The 21,083-nt window shown below is 67.1% G+C and carries 20 protein-coding genes; 6 read left to right on the top strand and 14 right to left on the bottom strand.

Going from position 1 to position 21,083, the window contains the following annotated elements; all coding sequences use genetic code 11:
- Positions 1–4: 4 nt before the first annotated feature.
- A complete protein-coding gene (locus ACFWMR_RS10140) occupies positions 5–394 on the bottom strand; it encodes a hypothetical protein (protein WP_378378134.1) in 390 nt (129 codons plus the stop codon).
- Positions 394–2,853 carry an AAA family ATPase gene (locus ACFWMR_RS10135; RefSeq protein ID WP_378378133.1) on the bottom strand — a complete coding sequence of 820 codons (2,460 nt, stop codon included), beginning with the start codon at positions 2,851–2,853 and terminating at the stop codon, positions 394–396. The genes ACFWMR_RS10140 and ACFWMR_RS10135 overlap by 1 nt, the downstream gene beginning before the upstream one ends.
- A gap of 132 nt (positions 2,854–2,985) precedes the next feature.
- Between ACFWMR_RS10135 and ACFWMR_RS10130 the strand changes: the two genes are divergently transcribed.
- The gene (locus tag ACFWMR_RS10130) at positions 2,986–5,205 is read left to right on the top strand and encodes a UvrD-helicase domain-containing protein (RefSeq protein ID WP_378378132.1); all 2,220 of its coding nucleotides are present in this window, start codon (positions 2,986–2,988) and stop codon (positions 5,203–5,205) included.
- Between the two features lie 101 nt (positions 5,206–5,306).
- Here ACFWMR_RS10130 and ACFWMR_RS10125 read toward each other — a convergent pair whose 3' ends face one another.
- The 5 genes from ACFWMR_RS10125 to dnaE are packed head-to-tail and all read right to left on the bottom strand — an operon-like array spanning position 5,307 to position 11,902.
- Positions 5,307–5,906, bottom strand: coding sequence for a dihydrofolate reductase family protein (locus ACFWMR_RS10125; RefSeq protein ID WP_378378131.1), 600 nt, complete (start codon positions 5,904–5,906; stop codon positions 5,307–5,309).
- Positions 5,903–6,712 carry a metalloregulator ArsR/SmtB family transcription factor gene (locus ACFWMR_RS10120; RefSeq protein WP_378378130.1) on the bottom strand — a complete coding sequence of 270 codons (810 nt, stop codon included), beginning with the start codon at positions 6,710–6,712 and terminating at the stop codon, positions 5,903–5,905. Before ACFWMR_RS10120 ends, ACFWMR_RS10125 begins: the two co-directional genes overlap by 4 nt.
- Before the next feature lie 33 nt (positions 6,713–6,745).
- Positions 6,746–7,753, bottom strand: a complete 1,008-nt coding sequence (locus ACFWMR_RS10115; RefSeq protein ID WP_093937640.1) for a methyltransferase — start codon at positions 7,751–7,753, stop codon at positions 6,746–6,748.
- Positions 7,754–7,785: 32 nt separating this feature from the next.
- Positions 7,786–8,373, bottom strand: coding sequence for an SDR family oxidoreductase (locus tag ACFWMR_RS10110; protein ID WP_378378129.1), 588 nt, complete (start codon positions 8,371–8,373; stop codon positions 7,786–7,788).
- Between the two features lie 16 nt (positions 8,374–8,389).
- Positions 8,390–11,902 carry a DNA polymerase III subunit alpha gene (gene dnaE, locus ACFWMR_RS10105; RefSeq protein WP_378378128.1) on the bottom strand — a complete coding sequence of 1,171 codons (3,513 nt, stop codon included), beginning with the start codon at positions 11,900–11,902 and terminating at the stop codon, positions 8,390–8,392.
- 120 nt (positions 11,903–12,022) lie between these two features.
- On the opposite strand from dnaE, the gene ACFWMR_RS10100 reads away from it, so the two are divergent.
- Positions 12,023–12,979, top strand: a complete 957-nt coding sequence (locus ACFWMR_RS10100) for a LysR family transcriptional regulator (RefSeq protein ID WP_378378127.1) — start codon at positions 12,023–12,025, stop codon at positions 12,977–12,979.
- Positions 12,980–13,173: 194 nt separating this feature from the next.
- Here ACFWMR_RS10100 and ACFWMR_RS10095 read toward each other — a convergent pair whose 3' ends face one another.
- Complete coding sequence (locus tag ACFWMR_RS10095; protein ID WP_378378126.1) at positions 13,174–14,133, bottom strand: glycoside hydrolase family 25 protein; 960 nt, start codon at positions 14,131–14,133, stop codon at positions 13,174–13,176.
- Positions 14,134–14,263: 130 nt separating this feature from the next.
- Between ACFWMR_RS10095 and ACFWMR_RS10090 the strand changes: the two genes are divergently transcribed.
- From ACFWMR_RS10090 to bcp, 3 genes are all read left to right on the top strand, one after another.
- Positions 14,264–14,446 carry a hypothetical protein gene (locus tag ACFWMR_RS10090; RefSeq protein ID WP_026466904.1) on the top strand — a complete coding sequence of 61 codons (183 nt, stop codon included), beginning with the start codon at positions 14,264–14,266 and terminating at the stop codon, positions 14,444–14,446.
- Positions 14,447–14,646: 200 nt separating this feature from the next.
- Positions 14,647–15,192, top strand: coding sequence for a hypothetical protein (locus ACFWMR_RS10085; RefSeq protein ID WP_093937636.1), 546 nt, complete (start codon positions 14,647–14,649; stop codon positions 15,190–15,192).
- A 27-nt stretch (positions 15,193–15,219) separates the two neighbouring features.
- Complete coding sequence (bcp, locus tag ACFWMR_RS10080; RefSeq protein ID WP_093937635.1) at positions 15,220–15,696, top strand: thioredoxin-dependent thiol peroxidase; 477 nt, start codon at positions 15,220–15,222, stop codon at positions 15,694–15,696.
- A 50-nt stretch (positions 15,697–15,746) separates the two neighbouring features.
- Here the strand turns inward: bcp and rdgB are convergent, their stop codons facing one another.
- Genes rdgB through ACFWMR_RS10055 form a run of 5 tightly spaced genes read right to left on the bottom strand, consistent with a single transcriptional unit; the run spans position 15,747 to position 19,415 of the window.
- A complete protein-coding gene (gene rdgB / locus ACFWMR_RS10075; RefSeq protein WP_378378125.1) occupies positions 15,747–16,352 on the bottom strand; it encodes an RdgB/HAM1 family non-canonical purine NTP pyrophosphatase in 606 nt (201 codons plus the stop codon).
- Positions 16,349–17,125: a ribonuclease PH gene (rph, locus tag ACFWMR_RS10070; RefSeq protein WP_378378124.1), complete on the bottom strand. Its 777-nt coding sequence runs from the start codon at positions 17,123–17,125 to the stop codon at positions 16,349–16,351. The genes rdgB and rph overlap by 4 nt, the downstream gene beginning before the upstream one ends.
- A 23-nt stretch (positions 17,126–17,148) precedes the next feature.
- Positions 17,149–17,916, bottom strand: a complete 768-nt coding sequence (locus tag ACFWMR_RS10065; protein ID WP_093937633.1) for an MBL fold metallo-hydrolase — start codon at positions 17,914–17,916, stop codon at positions 17,149–17,151.
- A gap of 30 nt (positions 17,917–17,946) precedes the next feature.
- Positions 17,947–18,753, bottom strand: coding sequence for a glutamate racemase (gene murI / locus ACFWMR_RS10060; protein WP_093937632.1), 807 nt, complete (start codon positions 18,751–18,753; stop codon positions 17,947–17,949).
- Positions 18,750–19,415: a rhomboid family intramembrane serine protease gene (locus ACFWMR_RS10055; RefSeq protein WP_378378123.1), complete on the bottom strand. Its 666-nt coding sequence runs from the start codon at positions 19,413–19,415 to the stop codon at positions 18,750–18,752. The genes murI and ACFWMR_RS10055 overlap by 4 nt, the downstream gene beginning before the upstream one ends.
- Before the next feature lie 81 nt (positions 19,416–19,496).
- Here ACFWMR_RS10055 and ACFWMR_RS10050 point away from each other — a divergent pair, with 81 nt between their 5' ends.
- Complete coding sequence (locus ACFWMR_RS10050) at positions 19,497–20,369, top strand: arylamine N-acetyltransferase family protein (protein WP_378378122.1); 873 nt, start codon at positions 19,497–19,499, stop codon at positions 20,367–20,369.
- Here ACFWMR_RS10050 and ACFWMR_RS10045 read toward each other — a convergent pair.
- Positions 20,330–21,043: an aspartate/glutamate racemase family protein gene (locus ACFWMR_RS10045; protein WP_378378146.1), complete on the bottom strand. Its 714-nt coding sequence runs from the start codon at positions 21,041–21,043 to the stop codon at positions 20,330–20,332. The two genes, ACFWMR_RS10050 and ACFWMR_RS10045, sit on opposite strands and share 40 nt — an antisense overlap.
- Between the last annotated feature and the right edge of the window lie 40 nt (positions 21,044–21,083).

Raw genomic sequence — 21,083 nt, 5'->3', positions numbered from 1 at the left:
CCGCTCATCGGTGCTCCGGCGACTCCTCTGCTCGGACCAAACGCTCCAACGCGTCCACGCCTGCAGTCCAGGCTGCCAGCTCGGCGGGCGGCGGAACAATCGCCGCCCGCCGCCCGTGCAGATACGCACTTGTGAGGTGATAGATTTCTTGGACGTACCGGATCAGCCTTCTCGCCTCAGGGCGTCGCTCCTCCGGCACCGTAAGCATCAAGACCCACAGTCTCAACGATATGGAGCCTCGCGAGGACCGGTTGGCGAAGTAAGAGCTGTCGGCGGTCTTGGCCAAGGCTTCGAGCCGCATCCTCAGCAGAATCAGTTCGCACTTCATCGACAGAATGCGATCGAACCCCTGGATTTCGGAAAGCTCGTCGCGGCCCTGATTCGGCGTCCACATCAGTGACCGACCGAAGCGAGAAGGTCCCGACAGAACTGCTCGGTCACGGTCGTTCTGACCTTCAGATTCGATACGGAAACATCCAGACGATGAGGATCTGCGTGTGCCCCGGCATTGAGGTCACCAAGGAAACCGGCGTCCGCTGTAAGTGCATCGATGAGTACTGACGCCGGGTGTTCCGTACCCACGATGCGACGTACTAACCTCAATGTGGCACGAGTGGTGAACACGCGCTCCATCTCCTTCAGCACAGACAGCGCCCGCCCGGAAGACCGCTTCTCCTCCTGGACGAACTCGCGTAGCACCGCATCGATGGCTTGTCGGCACAGCGACAACACAAGGAGGGCAAGGGTCTCTTCCGAGAGGACCTGATTCGAGCCGGCTTGCACTGCCTGTTGCAGAAGGCTCCGAGCATTGTCGACGTGCGCCTGCCAAGGGTGCGTGGAATCGACCCATTGAAGGTTGTTCTGCCGGTCCCGCCCCAACTTGAGGAGGGTGACCCCACCGACCTTGATCCGCAGTACGTCGACAAGTCGATCATCATGCGTCAACAACACCATCTGACGCCCTTCGTCGACGTAGCTTTCCACCAAGGTGGCGAAGGCATCGGTTCGGATATCGTCAAGAGCATGAACGGGGTCGTCCACGACGAGGAACCTGAAAGGGTCGGTCTTGCCGGCAGCCAGCAGGAGTGACAGCACAAAAGCGTTGTACTGTCCTGCCGAAAGCACGCCGAGCCCGGCCTTGTGCCCGTTCAGATTCAACCGCAGTCCGGCCGAGTCCGTCCGGCCCAGAGCAGGAGTGAGCTCGAGCCCTTCCAAACGGGCATCTGCGAGCAATACCTGCAGCAACTTCTGCACGTCCTGCTCCAGCACGTCCCGTCGGTCACTGTGCACGGTGTCGAATTCCTTCGCCAGCTGTCGAAGCGCAGATTCACAAGCACCGACCGAAGCTGCGGTCGTACCGTGCTCGCGGTGCACCTCCACCAGTTGCTCACAGCTGCGTCGACGCTCCGAGGCCCAAACCGATTCCCATACTGATGTGGTCAGTTCCTGCAGCAAGTCCCCGATGTCCTCAGCGAATTCCGGTTCCATTGTCAACTCTGTCAAGAAGGTCCACGCTTGGTCACCTTCGACAGCCGGCTCTTGGCCGACCACTGTCTCGATACGGTCGGCGAGCCGGACAGCCCTCGACTCCAGCGCGGCTATACTCTTCGCTCGTCGCAGAACCGGCAGAACTCGCTCGACCAGCAGTCGCCTCAGATGCGAAAGCTCTGTACGAGTCAAGTTGAACTCCTCGCGAACCGACCTCAGCGCCGTCGTCACCGAACGAGCCCGATCAGACCATCGTGTCCCGGCAGATCCGCACACGGGGCATCCGGAACCCGATTCCTCGCCAGTACGCGAGATCAACATCTCCAGCGCCTCGATACCACCGCCCGACCAAAGTTCCTGGCTGCTGTCCTGCTTGGCGCGGATGTTCTTCTCCACCGCTGCACGCGAAACGTCGAGTGACGTCACGACATCCGCCCAGAGCCGAGGATCGACCGTGAAGTACTCGAAGTACCCTTCACTGGCACCGAACTCCGTCCGAAGCCAGACATCGATGTCCTCCGCCGGCCTTTCGGGCAACAGGATCGGCTTGGGTATCTCGAAGTCCGGAAACTTCAGTGCGAGCGCTTCATCCGCTTCGGCCAGGGCTGTTTCGGCCTCGTCTCGCGCGCACTGCCAAGCCGCGGCCGCAGCGCGTGCGTCCGCCAGGTCCTGCCTCAGGAAATGCCGTAGCTGTGACCAGACATCTCCCATCGCCAAGGTCGCCTCCACGATCTCGGCGGCATTGTCCACTCTGAGCCGGTGGGTGAGGTGGTCGTATCCGACGACGGGGCGACGAGACGCCACGGAGCCGGCCCACTTGCCACCAGGGGTTATCTCGACCTCGCGCTGGGAGGCAGACCGCCAGATCACAATCGCCGTCTCGGCGCCCGCTTCGGCGTTCCACTCGAAATGCAAGGTGTCACCACGGCCGTTCTCCAAGACGACAACCACCTCCGAGTCGGTGAGACCCGAGTGGGGAACCACAGCTCGTCGCGCATCTTCAGGGTTGAAGCCGGAGGCTTCTCCAGTGCCGCCGAACAAAGCAACTTCGAGGGCATCGGTGACGGTCGACTTGCCGGTCCCGTTGGGCGCGTGCACCACCACCAGCCCAGGCGAAGCCGGGAAGTCCAGCCTGAACGGTTCGGACGTCGCTCCTGGGGCCCCAGAGCCGTTCGCCGCACCTCGAAACCCTGCTAGCTCGACGGAACGCAAGAACCACGGACCGACCGCCATTGCATCCTTGAGGGGGTCCTCTGTCGTGTCGATGACGTTGCGACACCGCTCGAGAGCATTGCGAACCATGACGTCGGCTGCGCCGACACAACCCGACGGGAGCAGTATGTCCTCCACCTGTGCGACCGTCATGGCTCGACGCTCGCGACCTCCCGGACCGGTACCCGATTCGGACAACAGACCCTCCCGCCTGATGACGACCACACCGCGACCCTCGACCCGCTCGGCTTGGCCAGCTCTACGGATCAGCGATATGCTACAGGGTTGGCCACCACGGCAGAGGGGAAGACAAGCATGGCAACAGTCGTTCTCGCGAAGGAATTCCATCGAAATCTGGAGCTGGACGGTTCGCTCAAACCGCGAGCCTGGGACGTCCTCCGGAAGCTGCAGATGGACGAGGATCTGACCGGGCTGGACCTCAAGATCCCACAAGGTGCCCGTGATCCCCGCGTCCGCACCGCTCGTGTCACGGACAACCATCGCGCCGTCCTGTTCGCCGCGGGATCGAAAGAAGACGCTTACTACCTGTTGGTCGCCATTCGACCACATGACGAAGCCTACGAGTACGCCGGCAAGGTGACATTGCGCCTCAATCCGGCGAACGGTGTCGCTGAAGTACTGCGCGACACTGCGCCGCTGCCGGATCGCCCCTGGTCCAAACCGACCGCATCCGACGACGATCGACCGTTCTTGTTGCCGTATAGCTCTTCCGAGCTCGAAGGCCTGGGAATTCTGCCGTCGTTGACAAAGCAGGCCATCGGGCTCAGAGACGAAGACGCTCTGCAGGCGCTGTGCTTGGAAGCGCCTGCCTGGCAGGCATGTGCCCTGCTCGACTTGGCTTATGGCGAATCCCTGGAAGCCGTACGCCGCTCCTATGCACGCGAGGCCGGGACCACCAGGAGCCTGCCGACCGACTCGAACGACCCGGAGCAACTTCGCGACTCACTGAGCCGTTCGGCCTCGAGGATGGAATTCGTGGTCGTCGAGGACGACGACCATCTCTCCCGGATGGTCACAGGCGATTTCGCGACTTGGCGCACGTTCCTTCACCCGGCTCAACGCGACCTTGCCGAACGGCATCGGAAGGGCAGCTTCCGGATCGCAGGAGGTGCAGGCACAGGCAAAACAGTCGTCGCCATGCACCGAGCCGTACACCTGGCGAAGCGCGATCCGACGGCCCGGGTACTGCTCACCACGTTCACAGTGACGCTGGCAGCTCAGCTCGAAGACAACCTGCGGGCGCTCGCGGACGAAGACGTGCTGAAGCGGATCGACGTGATCGGCATCGACCGCCTGGCCCGCCAGATCGTCGCACGTACGACAGGTCGGGACATCACCGTGGTGTACGGCGACGAAGAAGAACGCCTGTGGGAGCGAGCCGCAGCAGCGGTCCAAGACCTGCCACCGTCCGATCGGGCAATCTTTACCCCGCGGTTCTTGGCTGCCGAGCACAAACAAGTGATTCTGGGCGAGGCGAACGCCAACCAACAGAGTTACCTCAGCGCCATTCGCAGAGGGCGCAAGGTGAAAATCGACCGTATTCAGAAGATCCGATTGTGGCGGATCGTCGAAGAGTTCGTCCACCGGCTTAGGGTCGACAAAAAGACGACGTTCTCGTTGATCGCCGCCGAGGCGGCAGCCATTGCCGGCTCCGACCGACTCCCTCAGGCGAACCGGTACGACCACGTTGTGGTGGACGAAGGCCAGGATCTATCTCCTGCCCATTGGCGCCTTCTGCGAGCCGTCGTCCAAGTCGGCCCTGACGACATGTTCATCTCCGAAGACGCACACCAACGCATCTATGGCGCACAGATCGTGCTGAGCAGACTGGGAATCGAAACTCGCGGACGTTCACAACGATTGACCTTGAACTACAGGACGACGCGGGAGGTGGTCGGCTACGCAACCCGAATTCTCGAAGGCGAAGCCTTTGTCGACCTCGATGAAGACGACGAGTCGACTCGCTTTTACAGATCTCTCCTCACCGGGCCACGCCCAGAACTTCAGCCTGCGGAAAGCTGGGAAGAAGCGCAGGACCTCGCTGTCCGAGTCCTCGAAAAGTGGGTATCCGAGACTTCCGAGGACTCCCTGAGCTCGCTAGCGGTGCTCACTCCCGACTGGGTTGTGTCCGAAAAAGTGTTACGAGCCATGAAAAAAGCCGGGATACCCGCCATGGTCACCAGAATCGACGGCCCGATGGATCCCAGAAAAGTACAGATCGCGACTGTTCACCGCGCCAAAGGTATCGAGTTCGACAGGTGCCTGGTCATCTCGGCAAGTGCCGAAAAATACCCACCCAGGAATGTCTTGGCGAAAAGCGCACCGTCGGAGCATCCGGCCATCGAATTGGAAAGTCGCTGCCTCTTGTATGTGGCATGCACTCGACCACGGCGACAGCTCGTGGTCGTATGGCACGGAGAACCCTCCAAGTTCCTGCCGTTCGACGTGGACATCGATGCACGAGATCGCGGACAGACAACCTGAGGGCACGAAGACCGGTCTCAGTGAACACAGATGAGGCCACTGTTCCGATCTTCGCGATGAGCTTGCCCCGCCTGCAGGAGGGGCAAGCTCATCGCCGGGGGTCACCGCGCCCGGTCGTAGACCAGCGCCATCTCCCCCAGTTCCCCGACCTCCTGATAAGCCAGCGTCCACTTCGAAGCCGGCAGGCCGTCGACGAACAGCCGCTGCCCGCCGCCGGTGATCTCGGGGCAGATCATCAGGTACAGCCGGTCGATCAGGTCCTCCACGAGAAGGGCCTTGATGACGCTGGCGCTGCTGTTGACCAGGATGTCGCCTTCCCCGTCCGCCTTCAGGTCGGCGATGACGCCGGCGGCTGGGGCGTTCGCGATGCGGGCGCGGTCCCAGGGCGCTTCGGTCAGGGTCGTGGAGAGGACGACTTTTTCGGCGTCCACCAGCCACTTCGCGTAGGCGCGGTCGCGCGGGTCGGCGTTCTCGTCGGCGGCGATCGTCGGCCAGAAGCCCAGGAATCCCTCGGCGTTCAGTCTGCCGAGGACCGCGGTCGTCGCCTTGTCGTGGATGCGCGCGAGGTGAGCGCGGGCGACGTCGGTGGTGGCATACGAGACGATCGCGCCCATGTCGCCGGGGCCACCGGGGCCGCTGTAGTGGCCGTCGAGGGTGAGGCTGATGTTAGCGGTGACGCGGCGGCCGGTCGGGTTCGTCATGTCGTTCGGTCCTTTTCCTGAGTGAGTCGGGCTGCGAGGTTGTCGAGCACCTGGCCCCAGCCGGTTTCGATCCCGGCGATGAAAGGCACGGCTTCGACGGTGGTTTCGGTGACGCGCAGGTCGAGCCGGAGCCGGGTCCCGCCCGGCGCTTCGGTGAAGTTCAGGTCGTAGTGACCGGTGAAGAAGACCTCTCCCTTGGCGTCCAGCACCGAGAGGTCGAACTCGAGGTGCCCGGGTTCGGTCGCGGCGCGGACCTCGCCCGCGGAGCGGTACCGCCCCTCCGCGTCGCGGTAGTCGAGAACGGCACGCCCGCCCGGCCACGGCTCGATGACGCAGTCGGTGACGGTCATCGAGGGCGGCGCCCACCACGACGCGAGCAGCCCGGGCTCGATCCAGTGCCGCCAGACGTCGGCACGCGGGGCGACCAGCAGGCGGTCGAACGAGAACATCCGTCCGTCCGCCCACCGGTCCTGCTTCGCGGCCTCGGTGTCCGCGCCGATCGCGGCCTGATAGCGCGCGAGGACATCCCGCTCGCCCTCGTTCGCCTCGATGGTCGCGATCAGCGCCCCCAGGCACCCTTCGAAGTCCTTCAGCGGAGCCGCCTCGACCGCGTAGACGCGACGCTGCCCGAGCGGGAACACCGTCACGAGCCCGGCGCGGGCGAGGGTTTGGAGGTGCTTGGTGGTCTGCGGCTGCCGCAGGCCGGTCAGCTCGGCGAGCTCGCCGACGGATCGGGGTCGCTCGGCGAGCAGCTCGACGATGCGCCACCTCGCTCCGTCACCCAGTGCTGCTGCGATCTGCTCCATGCCCAGAAGTATTCACTCAGCAGAATATTCTTGTCAAGGAATATCTTGGACCTGGAACTCCAGCAGGCTGCGCTCTTCGGTCAGCGTGGTGACGGAGTCGAAGACGAGACCGTGCGCGACGGCGAGTTCGCGGAGTTCTTCGAGACGCCGTTCGCGGCCGCCGTAGAGCACGAGCATGACCAGGTCCCACTCGGTTTGCGCGCCGAGTCCGCCGACCGCCTCGATGACCAGGACGCGGCCTCCCGGACGCGCCGCTTCGGCGCAGCGGGCCAGGACGCGATGGGCGTGCTCGTCGTCCCAGTCGTGGAGGATGTCCGACAGCAGATACGCGTCCGCCCCGGCCGGGAGCGGGTCGAAGAAGCTGCCCGCGGTGACCTCGGTCCGGTCTTCGAGTCCCTGCTCACGCAGCTCTTTCTCGGCGGCGGCCGCGGTCGGCGCGAGATCGACGAGATGGCCGCGCACCGAAGGATTGGCCGTCAGGATGGCGGCGAGCAGGCTGCCGTGACCTCCGCCGACGTCGACGATCGTGCCGAACCGTGACCAGTCGAACCCGGCGACGATCCCCGGCACCTGCGTCAGGAACCGTTGGGTCATCTGCCGGTCGAACGTCTCGCGCAGCCGGGGCTGATCGGCGAGGTCGGTCCAGAAGTCCTGCCCGTAGCGGCGGATGTAGCCCGCCTCACCGGTGGCGATGCTGTGCGCGAGTTCGACGAACGCCAGTTCGCCCCGCCCGCCGGCGGCGTTCATGTCCAGGAGGCCGGCGAGCCCGTTTCCCGCGTCGGCGCGGAGTTTCGCCCCGTACGCGGTCGTGCGATAGCCGGTCGACGTCGGCTCGACGACGCCGAGGGTGGCGAGATGCCCCAGTAGCAGGCCGAGGGGAAGCGGTGCTTGGCCGAGTTCCGTCGCGAGTTCGTCCACGCCGGCCCCGGCACCCGACAAACGGTCCGGCAATCCGAGGGTGACCGCGACCCGCAGCGCCATCGGCGTCGCGAGCCCGGCCAGCTTCAGGAATTCCTGTCTGTCCTTGTCATGAGTGGTCACGGCTATCCACTGTGGCAGCGCGGTCAACCGACTTACGGCGTCAACGTCCGCCCGGTGAGGCCCGCGGTCTCCACCGCCTCGACGTAGCTCCGCGCGACGACCGCCGCCGGGGTGCCGCCGTCCGGTTCACCGAGCGCCGCGAGCGTTTCGCTCACCCAGCCGGGGCTGACGGCGTTGACGCGGAGGCCGCGCGGCAGTTCGCGGGCCGCCGTGGCGACGAACGCTTCGAGACCGACGTTGGTCAGGACGCCGAAAGCGCTGCCGCGCAGCGCTTCCGGGATCCGGCCCGAGGTCAGCGTGACCGAACCGCCGTCCGGCAGACGCGGGATCGCGTGCCGAAGCAGGAACACCTGGCCGAGCAGTTTCCCTTGCAGTCCTTCGACGAACTCTTCGTCGGTGCCGCCGTCCACCGGGACCAGCGAACCACTTCCCGCGCAACACACGACGTGCTCGATCCCTGATTCGGCGGCGAAGACCGCGTCGAGTGTGCCGGGCCGCTCGACGTCCACCTTGATTTCGCCGGACCGGGACGCGGCGAGCACCGTGTGCCCGCGCGCGGTGAGCGCTGACGAGACCGCGGCCCCGATCGTCCCGGTGGCACCGACCACGAGGATCTTCATCGGCGTCTTTCCCCCTTCAAGGTCGTCCGGGCGTGATGCCGGGAATGGACTTCAGCTCCCCCAGAAGCATCGAGCTGACCGCCACAGGATAGTCGTCGAGCGCGTACAGCGACCCGGCGAGCTCCACCCGGACCGGGGTCTCCCCCTTGTGTGCCAGCAAAGTCCGCCTCAGTTCGAGGACCACGTCCTCGGTCAGCCGCGCGGCGACGGCGTGCAACGTCAGGGGCGGTTCTTCGTCCCCGGCCGCGGAAAGATCCAGCGGCACCAGGCCTCCGCCGAACACGGACATCTTGTCCTCCCGCCAGTTCACCCGGCCGCTGACGCGGACGGCGTTGTCCTCGGTCAGATCCGCCACGAACAACGCGTACGCCTTGGGAAAGAACAGCACTTCGAGCGCGGCGTCCAGATCCTCGATCGTGCAGACGGCCCACGGCTCGCCCTTCTTGTTCACCCGCCGCTCCAAGGAGGTGATGAGCCCGGCGACGACCAGTTCCCCCTCCCTCGGCGGATTGTCGAGGATCGCGGCGATCGGGCGGGGCGCGTGCCGGCGCAGGACGCGTTCCGCGCCGTCGAGCGGATGCGCGGAGACGTACAGCCCGAGCATTTCCCGTTCGTGGGTGAGCAACTCCTTGCGCGGCCACTCCTCGACACCGAACCTGAGATGAGCCAAGGGTGAGGTGTCTTCTTCGCTCTCCTCGTCCGCGCCGAAGAGATCGAACTGGCCCATCGCCTGCTTACGTTTCAACGGCACCACGGCGTCCACCGCGTCCTCGTGCACCCGCAGGATCGAGAGCCGCGTATGCCCGAGCGAGTCGAAAGCTCCCGCCTTGGCCAGGGACTCGACGACACGTTTGTTGCAGGCCAACAACTCCGCCTTGTCGAGGAAGTCCGTGAACGACGCGTACTTCCCCTTCTCCCGCCGCGTCGCGATGATCGAATCGACGACGTTCGCGCCGACGTTGCGCACCGCGCCCAGTCCGAAGCGGATCGCGTCCCCGACCGCCGAAAACCGGAGCCCCGACTCGTTGACGTCGGGCGGCAGCACCTTGATCCCCAGTCTGCGGCATTCCGAGAGGTAGACCGCCGACTTGTCCTTGTTGTCCCCCACCGAAGTCAGCAGGCCCGCCATGTACTCCGCCGGGTAGTTCGCCTTCAGGTACGCGGTCCAATAGCCGACCAGGCCGTAACCCGCGGCGTGGGATTTGTTGAACGCGTACCCGGCGAACGGCAGGATCGCGTCCCACAGGGCCTGTACGGCGTCGCGCGAGAACCCGTTGGCGACGATGCCGTCCCGGAAACCCTCGAACTCCTTCTCCAGCACCTCTTTCTTCTTCTTGCCCATCGCCTTGCGCAGCACGTCGGCGCGGCCCATGGAATAGCCGGCGACGTCACGCGCGATCCGCATGATCTGTTCCTGATAGACGATCAGGCCGTGCGTCTCGGCCAGGATCTCGCGCAGCGGCCCGGCCAGTTCCGGATGGATCGACTCGACCGGTTGCCTGCGGTTCTTGCGGTCCGCGTAGTTGTTGTGCGTGTTCATCGCGATCGGACCGGGCCGGTACAGCGCGTTCACCGCGATGATGTCGCCGAAACCGGTCGGCCCCATCCGGCGCAGCAGATCCCGCATCGCGCCGCCGTCGAGCTGGAAGACGCCGAGACTGTCGCCGCGGGCGAGCAGTTCGTAGGTCGCCCGATCGTCGACGCCGAGCGTGTCGAGATCGATGTCCTCGCCGCGGTTTTCCTTGATGTTGTCCAGCGCGTCGCCGATGACGGTGAGGTTCCGCAGGCCGAGGAAGTCCATCTTCAGCAGGCCGATGTTCTCGCACGACGGGTAGTCCCAGCCGGTGATCACCGCGCCGTCGTCCCGCCGCCACAACGGGATCGCGTCGAGCAGCGGTTCGCTCGACATGATGACGGCGCAGGCGTGCACCCCCGCGTTGCGGATCAGCCCTTCCAGCCCGCGGGCGGTCTCGAAGATCTTGGCCGCCTCGCCGTCCCCCTCCAGCAGCGCCCGGACCTCGGCGGCTTCGGCGTACCGCTCGTGGTCCGGCTCGACGATCCCGCCGAGCGGGATGTCCTTCGCCGCGACCGGCGGCGGCAGCGCCTTGGAGATCCGGTCCGCGATCGCGTATCCGCTCTGTCCATAGTGGACGCGTGCGGAGTCCTTGATGGCCGCCTTGGTCTTGATCGTGCCGAAGGTGATGACCTGCGCGACGTGCTCGGCGCCGTACTTGTCGGTGGCGTAGCGGATCATCTCGCCGCGCCGCCGGTCGTCGAAGTCCATGTCGATGTCCGGCATCGACACGCGTTCGGGGTTGAGGAACCGTTCGAAGAGCAGGCCGAGGTCGATCGGGTCCAGGTTGGTGATGCCGAGCGCGTACGCGACGAGCGAGCCCGCCGCCGAACCGCGGCCGGGCCCGACCCGGATGCCGACGCGGCGGGCGTGGTTCATCAGGTCGGCGGTGATCAGGAAGTACGCCGGGAAGCCCTTTTCGGCGATCACGCCGATCTCGAAGTCGGCACGGGCGGCATAGGCGTCGGGGACGCCGCCCGGCAACCGGCGGCGGAGCCCGGCGGCGACCTCCTCGCGCAGCCAGGACTCCTCGTCGTGTCCTGCCGGGACTTCGAAGACCGGCATGCGGTCGACATGCCGGTACACGTCGTCGTACGGCTCGATCCGTTCGGCGATGAGCAGCGTGGAGTCCGCCGCGCCCGGGACCTCGGCGTCCCAGTACCGGCGCATCTCCTCCGCGGACTTGAGGTAGTAGCCGTCGCCGTCGAACTTGAACCGGCCGGGATCGTCGAGGGTCTTGCCGGACTGGACGCACAGCAGTGCCGAATGCGCGTCCGCCTGATCCTGGGTGACGTAATGCGAATCGTTGGTGGCCAGGGGTTTCAGGCCGAGTTTGCGGCCGATGTCCAGCAGCCCGTCCCGCACGGACCGTTCGATCGGGAGGCCGTGGTCCATCAGCTCCAGGAAGAAATCGTCCGCGCCGAAGATGTCGCGGTAGTCCGAGGCCGCCCGGATCGCCTCGTCCGGCTGACCGAGCCGCAGCCTGGTCTGCACCTCGCCGGACGGGCAGCCGGTGGTGGCGATGACGCCTTCGTGGTGCCGGGCGAGGAGTTCGCGGTCCATCCGGGGCTTGCGGTAGTAGCCCTCCAGGCTGGCCAGGGAGGACAGTTTGAACAGGTTCCGCAACCCGGTCGCGTTCTCCGCCAGCATCGTCATATGCGTGTAGGCGCCGCCGCCGGACACGTCACCGCCGTCGCCACGCCGTCCCCAGAACACCGGCTTCTTGTGGAAACGCGACTCGGGCGCGAGGTAGGCCTCGATGCCGATCACCGGTTTGAGCCCGGCACGGACGGACTGCCGGTAGAACTCGTCGGCGCCGTACATGTTCCCGTGGTCGGTCATGCCCACGGCGGGCATGCCGAGCCGTTGGGCCTCGGCGAACAGCGGCGCGATCTTGGCCGCGCCGTCGAGCATCGAATACTCGGTATGAACGTGCAGGTGCACGAAGGAGTCCACCGGCCACTCCCCACGGTTGTACGATTCCGGTCCGACACGGCGATTGGACCCAAGTCACGCAGGTGATGTCCAACAAGCGACACGCGATCGGCGACAACCAGAAGTTGTAGGGAGAGCAAGGTGGAGCTGGACCTGGGCGCGGTGCGCGCGTTCCTCGCGGTGGCCGAGGACCGGTACTTCAGCGAGGCTGCGATCCGGCTGGAGGTGAGTCAGCAGGCGATCTCCAAACGGGTCGCCAAACTCGAAGCGGATCTCGGCGTGCGGCTGCTTTCGCGGACCCGCGGCGGCGCCGAGCCGACCGAAGTCGGCGAGGAGTTCCTAGTCCACGCCCGGGCGCTGATCAGCCTCGCGGACCAGGCCGTCGAACGTCTTCAAGGCAGGCGCCGCCCCCTGCGTGTCGACGTCCTCGGCACCCGGCTGGCGACCATGGAGGTGATCCGTGCCTTCCACGCCGACCACGACGACGAACTGGAGCTCGTCACACCGGGTTTGGGCGCGGTGCGCCGGTCGATGCTGCCCGATTCGGTCGACGCGGCCTTCGCCCGCGTAAACACGGTGAAAGACCCCGGGATCGGCCGGATACCGGCCTACCTGGAGCCGGCGAACCTGCTGGTGGGGCGGCGGCATCCGCTCGCACGACGGCGCCGGGTCACGATGGCGGAGCTCGCCGGTCTGACGGCGTGGATGCCGTACAACGCACGGGCCAGCGAATGGGCGGAGTTCTGGCAGGAGCTGTGCCCGGCGTTCGGGATCCTCGTCGACACCGACGGCCCGAACTTCGGGCTCGAACACCACATCGAGGTGCTCGGCGAGTCGAAGGACCGCCTGGGTTTCGTCGGCGCGAAGATGCACGTGCCCTGGCATCCGGACGTCGTCCAGATCCCGCTCGTCGACCCGACGCCGGTGTACCCGTTCTCTCTGCTGTGGCGGCACGAGAACCGGCACCCCACGCTGCCGCTGCTGATCGAGCACGTCCGGTCTCATTACCGGCCCTTCGACCCGGATCGCCAGTGGCTCCCGGTGGCGGACCGCGAGGCCATGACCCCTGTGCACGATGCCAACGGTTCGGAAAAGTGAAGCCGTGGTCACCGGCGAGGACGTGCGGGCGAACCTGCCGGACATGCGGGTGTCCGAGAGCCACGCGCCGGGCGTGGACAAGGTGCGATATCCCGGTACCAGTTCATCGTAGACGCGGCACGACCCTGGAAGTCCGTGAAGGCCTCCTTCCCTACCTTCAGAGTAGGGAAGGAGGCCTTCACGGACCTCCAGGTTCAGCCGATGATGTCGATCTCGAACTCCACGTCCGAGCTGTATTCGTAGTCCGCCCACACCGCGCCCGGCAGGGCGTACCGCCGGTGCGACACGGTCTTGGGGTTGAATCCGGGTGTCTTCAAGGGATTCCCGCCGACGCCGACCTTGTCGCTGCCCCAGGCGTAGATGTTGCCCTGCCATACGGGCGAGTCGGTGACGCCGTCGCCGTCGACGCGCGGGCGGACGACGATCGCTGCCGACTCGCTGCCGGAGAGCAGCAGCCGCACGGACGTGGTGGCGGTACTCGCCGGAATGGTCCTGCGTTCCATGAGTTCTGAGCTCGCCTTCCGTTTCGGGGCGGCACCGCCGCCGGTCAAGTGGGCGTTCGTGTAGGACTCGTCGAGGTCGACACTGCTCGCGCGGATACCGGGGACCTGACCGGATTCCGTGAACTGGTGGATGTCGTAGCGGCCCGCGGCCGGATCGGGTTTCGCACCGAACCGCGCGATCCAGATGACCAGGTCCCGCACGCCGAACTGGTCCGGGCGCAGCATCTTGGCGTGCGCGTTGTTCATGTAGACACCGGGACGGAACCCGTGTTCCGCCACGCGGTTGCAGAACCTGATCGCGAAGTCGCGCTTGCGCCCGTCGGGGATGTCCGGCATACCCGAGCCGGGCGGGTTGTCTTCGAGGTCGAGCATCGGGACACATCCGGTCGCCCCGAGCCGCCGGACCTCGTTGATCAGCACGTCGGCCTGCGCTTCCGGCGAAGGATTCGCCTGGGCGAAGTGATAGCCGCCCACCGGGATTCCCACCGATTTCGCGCCTGCCACCAGCGCCTCGCCGGTGTTGCGGCCGCCGTTCGGCAAGCCACCACCGTCGGTGAGCTTGACGAAGACGAACGTCACCCCATGATCCTTGACGGCTTGCCAATTGGTAACGGTCTGAAAGCGACTGTAGATATCTATTCCCAGCGCCATCGTTACAGCCTGACGGGTGTACCTGTTGGACAAAAGGGCCTAGTGGGCGATTACAGGTACGTCCGATTCGCCCTTTTGGGCGGCCCCTCCCTGGCTGACCCGGCTCACCCATACCCGTACTGTGAGTGTCATGGCGTCTCGAAGCCCCTTTCGCTGGATGACCCGGTGGGCGGACTGGTTCGAAGAGCGCGGCGTCTACGTCCCGGGCGAGGAGAGCCGGGCGGTCGATCCGATGCGCGATTTCGGCTGGTTGATCGTGGCCTGGGTGTCCGGTCTGGCGATCTTCATCCTGTTCTTCGCCTTCGCCGTTTGATCTCGGCGGGTGTGTCACCGAGGTGACGGCTGTCACTAGCCGTGCCCTTCCGATCACGGATCGGCCACGGCTGTACACCAGGTGCGCGTCAACCCGGCCGTGCCGCTCCTCTCGGCTGCGGAAGACCGTCACTCTGGACTCTTCGGCACTAATGACTACCTCGAACGGCCCACCCGCACCGCCGACTGGAGTAACCGCACATGGCGCCCCCGCGCACCCCGAAGCTCTTGATCGCCGCCTGCTCACTGATGCTGGCGGCCGCGTGCGGGGTTCAGGCACCGGAAAAAGGGGCCGCCGTGCTCGGCGCGGACGCCCCGGCACCGGGGCTGGCGGCGACGCACGCGGAGGGTGACCTCGCGTTCGGCGCCCCGCACCGGTTCGCGACCGGGGTGACGATCGCCGTGTCCGCGCCGAAGTCGTTCCGCCCCAGCGCGTCGGCGTACCCGCAGAGTCCGCGCGCGGTGGCCTTCGGCATCGAGGTGACGAACGCGGGCGACGGCACGTACCGGCTCTCCGGCCTGTCCGTGACCGGCGAGGTGGACGGCGAAAGCCCGTCGGTCAAACAGGTCGTCGACCCCACACAGGGCTACAACGGCATCGCGGACGCCGGCAAGGACGTGGCGCCCGGCCGGTCGGTCCACTTGAACCTGGCGTTCGCCGTGCCGGACAGGCCGGTGAAGCTGCGCCTCCAGGTGCGGCCGAGCCCCTCGGAGCCGGTCGCCGCGAAGTACTGCGGGAAGGTCTGACGCCGCCGGTTCGCTACCGTGTGCGTCATGACCGAGCAGCGACTCTCCCCCGGCGACAAAGCGCCCGACTTCACCCTCCCCGACAGCGAGGGCAACGACGTCAAGCTCAGCGACTTCCGCGGCAAGTCGGTCGTCGTGTACTTCTATCCGAACGCCGGCACGCCGGGCTGCACGAAGCAGGCCTGCGACTTCCGGGACAGTCTCGCCCAGCTCAACGACGCCGGTTACCAGGTCCTCGGCATCTCGCCGGACAAGCCCGCGAAGCTGGCGAAGTTCGTCGAAGCGGAAGGGCTGACCTTCCCGCTGCTCTCCGACACGGAGAAGACCGTCCTCAAGGCGTACAGCGCCTTCGGCGAGAAGAAGAACTACGGCAAGGTCTACGAAGGTGTCATCCGCTCGACGTTCGTCGTCGACGCCGAGGGCAAGATCGCCGTGGCGCAATACAACGTGCGGGCGACGGGACACGTCGCGAAGTTGCTGCGGGACCTCGACCTGGCGTCCTGAATCGTGAGTGGCGATTCGGGTCAGAACCCGGATCGCCACTCACGACCACCTCAACCGGCCAGCTTCCGCAGCTCCCCCACCAACGCGCGCAAAGCTTTCCCCCGATGCGAAGCACCGTCCTTTTCGGACGGATCCAGCTCGGCCGAGGTCCGCGTCCCGCCCTCGGGCACGAAGATCGGGTCGTACCCGAATCCGTTGGCACCACGGCGTTCCCGGATCAGCGAACCTCGCCATTCCCCGCGCACCACGGTCTCGTCGCCGCCGGGGACGACCAGCGCGGCCGCGCAGACGAAGGCCGCGCCCATCCGCTCGTCGGGTGTGTCGGACAGCTGCGCCAGCACGAGGTCCAGGTTCGCTTCGTCGTCGCCGTGCTTGCCCGACCAGCGGGCCGAGAGCACGCCCGGCATGCCGTTGAGCGCGTCCACGGCGATGCCGGAGTCGTCGGCGATGGCCGGAAGGCCGGTCGCGGCGGCCGCGTCCTGCGCCTTCGCGAGCGCGTTGCCTTCGAAGTCCGGAGCGGTTTCGGGTGCTTCGGGGAACTCGGGGACGTCGGCGAGGCCGATGACCTCGACGCCTTCGATCCCTTCGGCCACCAGGATGCGCCGGAGTTCTCCGAGCTTCTTCGCGTTGCGGGTGGCCAGGAGCAGCTTGGTCACTTCGCGCCCTTCTTCTTGTCCGGGCGCGGCTCGGGGAGTTCGCCGGGATACGGCAGCGCGAGGGCCTCGGTCTGGAGCCGGGTCAGCTCCTCGCAGCCCGCCTGCGCTATGTCCAGCATGGTGTCCAAAGTGGACCGCGCGAAGGTGGCGCCCTCGCCGGTGCCCTGCACCTCGATGAGGGTGCCCGCGTCGGTGGCGACGACGTTCATGTCGACCTCCGCGCGCGAGTCCTCTTCGTAGGGCAGGTCGAGGCGCACCCGGCCGTCGACGACGCCCACGCTCACCGCGGCCACGGAGGACGAAAGCGGCTGCGGGTCGGCGAGGCGGCCCGCGGCGCCGAGCCAGGTGACGGCGTCGGCGAGCGCGACGTAGCCACCGGTCACCGCGGCCGTGCGGGTGCCGCCGTCGGCCTGGATGACGTCGCAGTCGATGACGATCGTGTTCTCCCCCAGCGCCGCCAGGTCGATGCAGGCGCGAAGGGACCGGCCGATCAGCCGGGAGATCTCGTGGGTGCGGCCGCCGACGCGGCCCTTGATGGATTCGCGGTCGCTACGGGTGTTGGTCGCCGACGGCAGCATCGCGTACTCGGCGGTGACCCAGCCGAGGCCGGAACCGGCCCGCCAGCGGGGGACGCCTTCGGTGACGCTCGCCGCGCACAGCACCCTGGTGTCGCCGAATTCGATCAACACCGAGCCCGCGGGCCACCGCTGGAAACCGCGGGTGATCTTGATGTCGCGAAGCTGGTCGTCGTTCCTGCCGTCTTTTCTCGCCACGGCCGCCACTCTAGAACCCCGCGTCAGAGGTCGTAGACGGCGCCCTGTTCGACCAGCTCGGCCGCGGGGTACGCGACGGCCGCCTCGGCGAGGACGGCGGCGCGGTCGGTCCAGGGCGCGACGTGGGTGAGCAGCAGCCGCCCCACCTCGGCCTTGCGGCCCAGCTCCCCCGCTTCCTTGCCGGACAGGTGGACACCGGCGGGCCGGTCGGGCGAGTCGGTCCAGGACGCTTCGGAGAGCAGGACGTCGACACCACCGGCGAGGTCGGTGAGGGTGTCGCAGACGCCGGTGTCGCCGGTGTAGGCGAGGGTCTTGCCGCCGTGCGCGATCCGCAGGCCGAACGCCGGGGTCGGGTGATCGACCGGGACCGCGGTGATCTCGAACGGACCGATCCGCTCGGGCTCCGCGCTCAGCGGGTGGAAGGCGAAGACGTCGGAGAGATCGGTGGTCGCCCGCTCCTCCTCGTTCGCCGCGTAGGCGTAGGCGAGCCGCTCGTGCACGTCGGACGGCCCGTACACCGGCAGCCGGGCCGGCCTCGCCGGATACGGCAGCGCCGGGTGGTAGCGCCGCAGCACGGTGAGCGCGCTGACGTCGGCGCAATGATCGGGGTGGAGATGCGAAAGGATCAGCGCGTCCAGGTCGAACGGGTCGCGCAAGGCCTGAAGCCTGGCGAGCGTCCCGTTGCCGAATTCGAGCCCCAGGACGAACCCGTCCGCCTCGAGCAGATAGCCGGACGCGGCGGCGTTGGGCCCGGGGATGCTGCCTGAGCAGCCGAGGATCGTGAGACGCACTGTGACACCTTAAGCACGGAATCGGCGATTTTACGCACTGGTGGGAGCGAGCACACCCGGCGCGAAGCCCATGAACCGCTGAGCGAGCCTGGTGAACGGCTCGGCGGATCCGGTGGCGACGAACTCGTGCCGGGGCGGGGTGTCGCGCTCGGCGAGGAGATCGTCCTCGGTGAGGACACGCACGAGGTCACGCGCGGTCTCTTCGGCGCTGGACACCAGCGTGACGTCCTGACCCATGACGATCTGCAGCACCCCGGACAGCAACGGGTAGTGCGTGCAGCCCATGACCAGCGTGTCGACTTGCGCGTCCAGCAGTGGTTCCAGGTAGCCCTGTGCGAGCCCGAGCACCTGACGTCCGGTGGTGATGCCGCGTTCGACGAAGTCCACGAACCGCGGGCACGCGACGCTGGTGATCTCGACGTCCTGCGCGGCGTTGAAGGCGTCGTCGTAGGCGCGGGACCGGACGGTGCCCTCGGTGCCGATCACGCCGATCCGGCCCGAACGCGTGGCGGAGACGGCCCGGCGCGCGGCCGGGAGGACGACCTCGACCACGGGGACGTCGTAGCGCTCCCTCGCGTCCCGAAGGCAGGCGGCGGAGGCGGTGTTGCAGGCGATGACCAGCGCCTTCACCCCGCCTTCGACGATGTCGTCCAGCGCTTCCAGCGCGTACTGGCGTGCCGTCGCGATGGGAAGCGGCCCGTACGGGTTGCGGGCGGTGTCGCCGACGTAGCGCAACTGCTCACCGGGCAGCTGCTCCAGGATCGCCCTGGCGACGGTGAGCCCGCCCACCCCGGAATCGAAGACGCCGATCGGGGCGTCGGCGCTCGGCTTGGTCACCCGGCGAGGTTACCGGGACCGGTCGCTTTCCTGGCCTGGGACCTGTCCATCCGCGCGACCACCCAGGCCGCGAAGATCCCGGACAGCGCGCCGAACAAGTGTCCTTGCCACGAGACGTTCGGCGTACCCGGAAGCAGTCCCCAGAGCATTCCGCTCCAGATGCCGAGCAGCACCACGGCGACCAGGATCTGCCCGGCCGCCCGATTGAAGATGCCCCTGACCAGCAGGAACGCGAGCCAGCCGAAGGCGACGCCGGACGCTCCCACGGTCACCGTGCCGCTCGGCGCGATCAGCCAGACGCCGAGGCCGGAGAGCACCCAGATGATCGCGGTGACCAGCACCCACCGGCCGATGCCCGCCGCCATCCCGAGGAAGGCGAACACCAGGACCGGGACGGTGTTGGAGAACAGATGCCCCCAGCCCGCGTGCAGCAACGGCGCCCACAGCACGCCGTCGAGCCCGGAGAAGTCGCGGGCGACGATGCCGCCCTGGTCGAGGTCGGCGGGCAGCACGACGTCGACCAGCTCGACCAGGTAGAGCAGCACGGTGAAGGCCAGCGCCACGATCGCGGCGGCCTTCGGGTTCGGCGGCAGGACGCGTTTGGCCGGATCCGCACCGGGCGACTCGCTCGCCGGGACCGGCTGGGGAGGCAAAGTGGTCACCACCCCAGGCTACGAGCGGAACACCGGGATCGCCTCCGTGAGAACCCTGAATTGTCGGTGGGTGCCGCTACGGTCGCTCGCATGGGGATCTCTGCTTCCGAGCACGTCGACGTGCCCGTCTACCTCGCGCGACTCGGCCTCGAACACGAGCCGCCGGGCCTCGACGCGCTCTTCAGGCTGCACAAGGCACACGTGGAGCGGGTGCCGTACGAAGATTTCGAAGTCCAGCTGGGCCGGGTGACGTCGCTGGATCCGGCGGTGTCGTTCGGCCGGATCGCCGCCGGTCGCGGCGGCTACTGCTACCACCTCAACGGCGCGTTCTCGGCCCTGCTGCGAGCGCTCGGCTACCAGGTCACCCGGCATCCGAGCGGAGCGCAGCTGGCCGGCGAACAGGCCGGGATCCACCTCAACCACCTCGCCCTGACGGTGACCGGGCTGCCGGAGGCACCCGAGGACGGCTGGCTGGTCGACGTGGGCCTCGGGGACGGCATCCACGAGCCGGTCCCGTTGCGTGAAGGCGAGTACAAACAGGGGCCGCTGGTGTTCCGCATGCGGGCCTCGGAGGTCACGCCCGGCGGCTGGCGGTTCGACCACGATCCGCAGGGCAGTTTCGTCGGGATGGATTTCGCGCCCGAGACGGCGGTGATGCCGGACTTCGCCGAGAAGCATGTCGAGCTGTCCACGTCCGAGGACTCCGGATTCGTCCGCACGCTGGTGCTCCAGCGGCGCGACGCCGAGGGCGTGGACTCGCTGCGCGCGCTGACCTTGAGCGGCCTGCCGGGCGGCAAGACCGTGCTGGAATCACCGGCCGAGTGGTGGACGGCGATCGAGGACGTCTTCGGGGTGGCTCGCGGCGGTTTCACCGGTGAAGAACAAGACAGGCTGTGGCGGCAGGCCGTCGGCCAGCACGAACGTCATACGGCGGGAGGGAGCGAGGACTTGCCCAACGCGTAGTCCACGGCCGCTTCGGCGTGCAGCCGGGTGGTGGGGAAGGTCGGCACCGGGCTGTCTTCGGGGCCGACGAGCAGTTCGATCTCGGTACAGCCGTAGATCACACCCTCGGCGCCTGCTTCGACGAGCCTCGCGATGACCTCGCGGTACCGCTCGCGAGAGTCCTCGGTGACGACGCCGTGGACGAGTTCGTCGTAGATGACGCGGTGCACCGTGTCGCGGTCGCGCTCGTCCGGGACGAGCACGTCGAGCCCGTGTGCAGCGAGGCGGTCGCGGTAGAAGGGCTGGGCCATGGTGAAGCCGGTGCCCAAGAGGCCGACTCTGTGGATGTTCGCAGCCTTGATCGCGGCGGCCGTGGCGTCGGCGAGATGTAGTAGCGGGACGCCGAGGCCTTCGGTGAGCTGATCGGCGACCTTGTGCATCGTGTTGGTGCACAGGACGACAAAGTCCGCTCCGGCGGCTTCGAGGGCGCGTGCGGCGCGGTTCAGTTCCCGTCCGGCTTCGTCCCAGCGGCCTTCGGCCTGCATCGCCTCGATCTCGGCGAAGTCCACGGAGTAGAGCACGGTGCGCGCGGAGTGGAACCCGCCGCGCAGCTCACGGACGCGCTCGTTGACCAGCCGGTAGTACCCGGCCGACGATTCCCAGCTCATCCCGCCCAGCAGCCCGATGACCTTCATGCCCGCCATCGTGCCAGCGCGTGTCATGAGGGGTCCCCAT

The organism is Amycolatopsis thailandensis, from assembly GCF_042723255.1.
GTDB classification, from domain to species: domain Bacteria; phylum Actinomycetota; class Actinomycetes; order Mycobacteriales; family Pseudonocardiaceae; genus Amycolatopsis; species Amycolatopsis thailandensis.
The sequence above is the reverse complement of the archived record's forward strand: the minus strand, read 5'-3'. Positions and strand labels throughout refer to the sequence as shown.